6 protein-coding genes are annotated in these 5,302 nt (G+C 64.3%); all 6 read right to left on the bottom strand.

The annotated features are described in order from the left end of the window. The coding region (locus KBZ07_RS15865) for an SNF2-related protein (RefSeq protein WP_254932514.1) at positions 1-830 on the bottom strand (830 nt) is incomplete at its 3' end. Between the two features lie 321 nt (positions 831-1,151). Further along, on the bottom strand, positions 1,152-1,343 hold the full coding sequence (locus KBZ07_RS15860) for a hypothetical protein (protein ID WP_254932513.1): 192 nt from the start codon (positions 1,341-1,343) through the stop codon (positions 1,152-1,154). Positions 1,344-1,354: 11 nt separating this feature from the next. After that, positions 1,355-1,633 carry a galactose oxidase gene (locus tag KBZ07_RS15855; RefSeq protein WP_254932512.1) on the bottom strand — a complete coding sequence of 93 codons (279 nt, stop codon included), beginning with the start codon at positions 1,631-1,633 and terminating at the stop codon, positions 1,355-1,357. Between the two features lie 58 nt (positions 1,634-1,691). Continuing rightward, positions 1,692-2,738: an RAD52 family DNA repair protein gene (locus KBZ07_RS15850; RefSeq protein WP_254932511.1), complete on the bottom strand. Its 1,047-nt coding sequence runs from the start codon at positions 2,736-2,738 to the stop codon at positions 1,692-1,694. 114 nt (positions 2,739-2,852) lie between these two features. Next, positions 2,853-3,572, bottom strand: a complete 720-nt coding sequence (locus tag KBZ07_RS15845; RefSeq protein ID WP_254932510.1) for a siphovirus Gp157 family protein — start codon at positions 3,570-3,572, stop codon at positions 2,853-2,855. Further along, entirely contained in the window at positions 3,556-4,023 is a 468-nt protein-coding gene (locus tag KBZ07_RS15840) for a DUF2493 domain-containing protein (protein ID WP_254932509.1), read from the bottom strand. Before KBZ07_RS15840 ends, KBZ07_RS15845 begins: the two co-directional genes overlap by 17 nt. Between the last annotated feature and the right edge of the window lie 1,279 nt (positions 4,024-5,302).

Below are 5,302 nucleotides of genomic sequence, written 5' to 3'. Positions count from 1 at the left end.
CCGGAATCGATGGCGGAGCGCAGGCTGTTACTGGCCGGCGCAGCGTTGTGGGCCTCGTCGAGGATCAGCAGGCTCTGCACCGGGGCCTGGTCTTCTCCGCCCTTGCCCTGCTCCAGCCACACCCGCAGCGGGGCCGAGTATTCCGAGTTGCGCAGCAGGGCGTGGGAGATCAGGAAGCGGCTGCCGGTGCTCCAGGGGTTGGTGCCGTAACCCCGCTCCTGCCGAACCTTGGCGACGTAGGTCCGGTCCATCACGGTGAAGGCAAGGCCAAAGCGGCTGGCCATCTCCTCCTGCCACTGGCGCAAGACCGAAGGCGGGCAGCTGATCACGACCCGCTTGATGCGTTGGCGCAGCAGCATCTCCCGCAGGATTAGGCCGGCCTCGATCGTTTTGCCCAGGCCCACGTCATCGGCGATAAACAGGCCCACCCGGGGCATCTGGAGCGCCTTGCGCAGCGGTTCGAGCTGGTAGGCCTTGACGTCGATGCCGGCCCGGTAGGGAGCCTGGAACAGTTCGGCGTCGGTGGCGGTGACGCAGTTCCAGCGCAGGGTGTTGAGGTAGGCGGCGAACTGTTTCGGTTGGTCAAAGCCCCGCTGGGCCACCGCCTCCCAGCTGCTCTCCCCCAGCACCTCGAAATCAATCTCTCGCTCCCGAAACACCGTGAGCCGGGCTCCGATGGAGTCGTCCTCCATGCAGGCCATCGATACAACCGTGTCGGCGCCTTGCTCTAGGGGGGCTTGCACGTCCTCTACTAAGTAGCGGCGCGTGCGGCAACGCACCACGGCACCTGGTTTGAGCTTCTGGCGAGTTCGAGAGGGGGTGGAGGTCATCGTTGCGCCGACAGCCGTGGCTGCATCGGCATTGTGTGAAGCAGGAGCGCCATAAGCAGTCTGCACCTGTCTGCTGCTCATGGGAGCTGCTACCGAAGCAATGTGATCTTGATTCTCCACAGTTATGCACCCGCTGCATACTTTTAAGCCTTGCCGTAGACCCCAGATCCGACCGTCAGCAGTCATCACTGGACCAGCAACAGAGCTACCGCGCCATTGACAGTCAAAGGCTGCTCGATTGCGTCCAGCCAATCGCCTGCACATCAGGCAAACCCAGGGGCAGATGGGACGATCACCCTGCTGCGCAGCGCACCCTGGAAGTCAGCGACCATCAGCGGTGTTGCAGAGGAAGTGGTGGCGTCCGCTGCCTTGGATCAACTTGCCGGAGGTGATCTCCAGCACCTGGGGAAAGCGGCTGTAGCGGCGCGGCTGCAAGTGGAGCACCTGGCGGCCATCGCTGAGCAAGTCCTCTTGCGGAGACAGCGGCGTTCGCTTGCGGTCACGAACGTGCATCGGCCTGCCGCTCAGGCCACCTCAGGCGCCCAGCCCCGCTGTCGATGAACGTCCTCTGTCCAGCCGCTGCAGCGGCTTGTCAGGTGCTCGCCGTGGGCGATCAGACCCTGATGCAGGTGGCAGGTGAGCAGCGGTATGCACTCGGGCCCGGGGTGGTGGCGGAAGAAGTGGCAGGTCATGCAGACCTGGCGGCTGCGGCTGGAGCGGAGCACCGCCTGATCCAGCCAGGGCCAGTCTTCGATCTCCTCCTTGCGGGAGGGCTCCAGGCGGGAGAGGGGGACCGGCACCATGACAAACACAACATACGTACACCTGTACTAGCACGGTATAGATCTTGGCGCCAGGTCCTCAGTCGGCGCCCGGTAGGTGCTGCACAAGGAAGGCCTCAATCCAGTCGTGGTGGCACTTCTGGTTGATCCGATCGGCGATCGTCACCGCCTCATCTGGCACCTGAAATCGTTTGCGGAAGGCACAGGTGAGGCTCTCCAGCTCGGGCCGGGGCAGAGCCCGCAGGCTGCTGTGGAGGTGCTGGATCGTCTCGGCATTAAGGGCCAAGTGGCTGGGATCAGCCGGCGCTGATGGCGGTGAAATCGACGCCTTGGTCTGGGTGCGCGCTTCTGCCTGGACAGCGGCGCTGGGAGCGGGCGCGAGGGGTGCCGATCGGCTCAAGGGAGATCGCAGCCCTCCAAGCGGCTGAGGCCCTGCCGCCTCGCAATGGCTCTGACCATGACCATGGCCCGCCGCGCTACTGACCTGCCGCTGCTGCTTGTCGTAGAGCGCCAGACCAAACGGATTACCAAAGGTCATCAGCGCCCTTTTCATCGCATCTGTCTCGGCCTCCTTGATGGCCGATTCATGGGCCTGGCCCAGGTCGACGTCGATGCCGTGGCCGGCGCCAGTGCCTTCCCGAACCAGGGGAGTAAGACCTCCGGCTGTGACGGTGATGCGGACGCGGGCGGTGTAGGTGACGCCCCAGCCGGTCTTCTGGTCCCGGCTCGTGCCCCTGGCACCGATGGTGCGTTCGGCCTCGGCGACGCAGCGGACGGCGATGGTCTGACGCTGCCAGCCATCGAAACCAAAGATGCGGTTGGCTTCCGCGATCACCTGCCACCCCTCCAGGTAACTCACCCGGCTGCGGCCCTGCTCCCGCTGGCGGACTTTGGCCCGATCCAGCGGAGCGGCCAGGGCGGCGAGCTGCTCGGGGGAGAAGCCAAGGGGCTGAGCCTCGAGAACTTGCGACGCTGCGGCTGATGGTGGGCTTGCGGCGCTCTCCGTATCGGCCCGGTCAGCGGAGCGGATCACCTCCAGAGCGGAGGGCGGCCGCTGGGCCGGATGGGGAGCTACGAGGCGGCTGATGGTTCTGGCCCCATTGGCGGAAGGAGCGGCGACGGTCATGGCGATGGGAAGCGGTGGAGCGAGAAGAAGAGAGAAACGAAATCGGATCAGGAAGAAAGGGCCCCGGCTGCATCCCCGGATCCCCGCAGGCAAGGGGCCTTTGCCCCCCTGGGCTTAGTGGATGCGCCAGGAGCGGCGAGAGAGCAGCTGAGCGCCTTCGATGTGGCGGCCGGTCTTGAGGGCCTCTTTGATGGCGTTTTTGTCCGGCTTGCTGGTGGTGGAGAAAGTGAGCCACTCGGCATCGAGGGCCTCTTCGTCGTCGATCACAACGGCCTGGGACTTGCGGCTTGAGAGCTCGTGATCGGGGAAGGAGAACCGCGTAGCCGCCGGCTGCAGCTGGGTGAGGACAAAGATCAGCGATTCCTCCAGGGCATCAGCCCTGCCGGCATCACTCCGGGCCAGATCGGCGAGCCGCTTGGCTTGCTGCTGGCGGTAGGCGGCCTGACCGCGCAGGTGCTCGATCACCCAGCAGGTGGCATCTGCTTTGGCCGCCAGGGCAGCTTTATTGCCTTCTTCTGCCAGCAGGGCGGCCTCTAGCTCGGCCAGGGCCAGGGCACGCTGCTCGGGATCATCAGCTTCCAGCTGCTCGGCCAGCTGGAAGATGGCGGTGGTGAGCTCCTGGGCTTCGCTGCCCAGCTGCCATAGGGAACCGGATCGCTGGAGGGAGCAGGCAGGACCTGCCGCTGGAGGAGCCGAATTGGCGACATGAACAGCGGCGGGGACGGGAGTGAGAACAGGCATGACGATGAGAAAGCGATGGGGATGGGGATTGACGAAATGACGGAATGGGGCGCCAAAGGCTTTTGGTGCTGTGGGATTAGGAGCAGCCGACACGGATAGGAACGGCCCAGGGCCCGGCTGCTGCACTGACCTCAGCCACCGAGATCGGCACCGGGGAACGCGAAGCCATGCGGCGGGCTTCTTTCACCAGCGAGGCCGTGCCGGCACCACCGGGGAAGGCGACTACCAGCACTGAGGTGAGGCAGCCCGGGGAGCTATGGGCAACAGCTCGGGCAAGGGCCTGCTCGAGCAGAGCCCGATTGCGGATTGGCCCAGCGGCCCGGCCATGGAGCTGCCATTGGGCCGGCATCACCAGGGCTGACCAACCCAGCTGCTGGGCAGCGCGGCCAATGGCGGCATCAGCGCCGCGGGCACCGCCGTGGAGCAATAAGTGAACAAGGCGGCCACTGCTGCGGGCGAGCAGCTCAGCGGCGATGCGCTGCTGGGGCCAGGCCAGATCACGACCGCCCCCGGCCGCGATCACAAGCGAGTGGGACGGGGCCACTGCGGGCCCACAAGGAATACAAAGATCCATGAATCAGCTGCCAGAGGTGACAACTGATCGGGGCAACACACCGCAAATAAAAGAGCGGTAGTGCTGGCGAGATCAGGGGATTGGATTACCGCAGGCGATGGGCTAGGGGCCTTTGGCGCAGACTATATTCTAGCAGTACAAGCGCATTAATGGCTCTGCCAAAGCCAGCCACATCAACGGATCTGACGGAATATTGACTGACAGAAGTAGGCCCGAATCCGGCCGGCCGGGCACCACCAAAGCCCAGGGCTTTCACTCGCCTCTCCATCATCAGCCGGCCTTCTGGAATATCTGGCACCGCAGCCGCGGGCATGCCCTCATGCCTTCCATCCCCGCACCCCAGGGGAGGGGCGGAAGGCGGCGGCGGCTGTCTGACCTCAGCCACGGCGCAGCTGTGGCAAGTTCAGGACAGCCGACGACGCCTGGAGCCCTCTCTGCGCTCTCTTGGTAAGTCCCAAGGCACATCTAGGAACTCCACCAGCAGCACCCCCGGCGGGTGCCGTGCTGCTTTCACTAGGCCCAAGCGATGGCCTGCTCCATCCCTGCCCGGCCCCAGGACAGCTGTATGGGAGCGATGAGCACCCGAGATCAGCCGCCGGCCATAAAGGCTTCTCTGGTGGCTTCCAAGGCCTGCAGGCGCCTGTGGCAGTTGCAGCTGCGCTCTTAACAGGGGTTGCCTGGGTGTCGTAGTGCCGGAAATGACTAGGCGCTGGCTCGTGGTGGTGCTGGCTGGCCGGAAGGGGAGCCTTGAAACCAGGGGTGGCAGAAAAAAACCGAGATCAAAGCGATCCCTCGGGCAAAGCCCAAGCCAAGCCCCCCTCTTTCGCCTTCTGCAGAGCCCTTTTGCTCTCACGCAGCAGGCTCAAAGAGCTCTCGCTTCCGTCGAGGAACTGGCGAGAACCCGGGAGATTGTGCGCATTTTGTGCGCATCTCCCTTGGTCTATCGGTGAAAAGTCAATCGGGGCGACAGGATTCGAACCTGCGACCTAGTGCTCCCAAAGCTCGTGAAATGGGGTCCGTCGGACCGGTTGCAATAACTGGATTTACTGGCTCAAAACCATTGCTGTCACTGGCTTTTGCCCTGCCAGCCGATGGCGGGCAGTGGCGGAGCGTGCCAAGCTGAAAAGGTGATTCTCTTGCAGATTCTCTTGCAAGGGGTGTCGTGCGTGCCTGATTTCCTAGAGCCGTGCCAAAAGCCACCACTGCCTCTCGCCCAGCACGGGCAGCCAAAGACCGTGGCTGGGTAGCA

The organism is Cyanobium sp. BA20m-14 (genome assembly GCF_024346295.1).
This window is presented reverse-complemented; position numbering and strand designations above follow the sequence as displayed.

Excerpts from the sequence above, each read along its gene's own strand:
- KBZ07_RS15860 (WP_254932513.1), bottom strand. The coding sequence starts at position 1,343 with ATGCACGTTCGTGACCGCAAGCGAACGCCGCTGTCTCCGCAAGAGGAC.
- KBZ07_RS15855 (WP_254932512.1), bottom strand. The coding sequence starts at position 1,633 with ATGGTGCCGGTCCCCCTCTCCCGCCTGGAGCCCTCCCGCAAGGAGGAG.
- KBZ07_RS15850 (WP_254932511.1), bottom strand. The coding sequence starts at position 2,738 with ATGACCGTCGCCGCTCCTTCCGCCAATGGGGCCAGAACCATCAGCCGC.